General features: G+C 82.8%; 1 pseudogene. It reads left to right on the top strand.

The features are described 5' to 3' along the window. Positions 1-1,259: pseudogene (locus tag E2E34_RS35815) on the top strand (hypothetical protein); the annotation flags it as partial.

Here is a 1,259-nt window from a genome sequence, read left to right as displayed (position 1 = left end):
GTACCACCGGAGCCTTCCGGCGCCGCGTCCGGCTCCGGTGGTACGGGGCGCAGGCGCGGGCGGCCGAGCCCCGGCGAGGGCGGCGGCGAGGGGCGCACGGGCGGTGCGGGCGGCGGTGGCGCTGTGGAGCTGCGCGCCGCGCTGCCGGCCGCCGCACCGCCCGGAGGTTCGGGCGCCGTCTCCGAGGGCTCGGTGGTCACCGCGTCCGAGGGGGCGCACGGCACCGGGCGCGCGGCGCTCGGGGAGACGGTGCCGCCGCAGGGCGTGCCCGTCGACGGACCGGGGTCCGGCCGGCGTGCGCGGCGCGGCGAGGGCGCGGCGCACGACAACGTGCCGGCGCTTCCCGCGCTGCCCTCCGCACCGTCCGCCGGGGGCGAGGCCCCGCAGCAGCCCTCCGGGCGCCGTGCGCGCCGGGCGCTCGCTCCGGCGCAGGAGCGGTCCGAGGCACCCCGCAGCCCGTTCGCGCTGCCGCCGGCCGACGCCGACCGCGTGCCGCCGACCGCAGGGGTCGCGGACGCCTCGCTGCCGGGCCGCCACGACGCCGTACGCACCGCTCCCGACGCGGACCACACCCCGCCGCAGCCGCACCCGGCTCCCGCTCCCACGGGGCGGCGCAGGGCTCGCGGCGACGCCCCGCAGAACTGGCCGGCGAACGGCACGCCGGATCCGGCCGGGTTCCCGGCGGCCGCCGGGCCCGGCAGCGGCGCCGTCCCGGTGCCCCCGAACTGGTCGGCCGCCCCCGGCGGAGCCACCGCGACGACCACCGGCACGACTCAGACCTGGCCCGCTCCCGGCTTCGCCTCGGCGGCGACGGACGTGGCGGAGAACGAGCCCGAGGGGGCCGGCGCGGCGATCCCGAACGGCGCCGTCGGTCCGAACGGCGCCGTCGGCCCGAACGGCGTGCCGGGGACGGCGGGTCCGCTGGGCTCGGCGGACGCTCCCCACAGCCCCGTGGGCGCCGACAGCCCCGTAAGCCCCAACGGCCTCGTCGGCTCCCCCCACGCGATGAGCCCGGCGAGCGCGTTCAACGGCGCGTCGGGCGCGGCCGGACCAGACCGTGCTGCCGCCTCCACCGGCGCGCCCGACAACGGGCCCGGCCCGCAGGCCGGCCCGAACGGCTCGGCCGGTTCCCACGCCGGGACCGGCCCGGCCGCTCCGGACGGCCCCGCCGACGCGACGGGTGCAGGCGCCCCGGACGGCGCCGTCGGCCCGAACGCGGCGGCCGGCCCGCACGGCGTCGCGCCCGCGCCCCCCGCCCC

Source organism: Streptomyces albidochromogenes (assembly GCF_005981925.1).
GTDB lineage: Bacteria > Actinomycetota > Actinomycetes > Streptomycetales > Streptomycetaceae > Streptomyces > Streptomyces albidochromogenes.
Note: the sequence above shows the minus strand (reverse complement) of the source record. Positions and strands in the feature narration are given on the sequence as shown.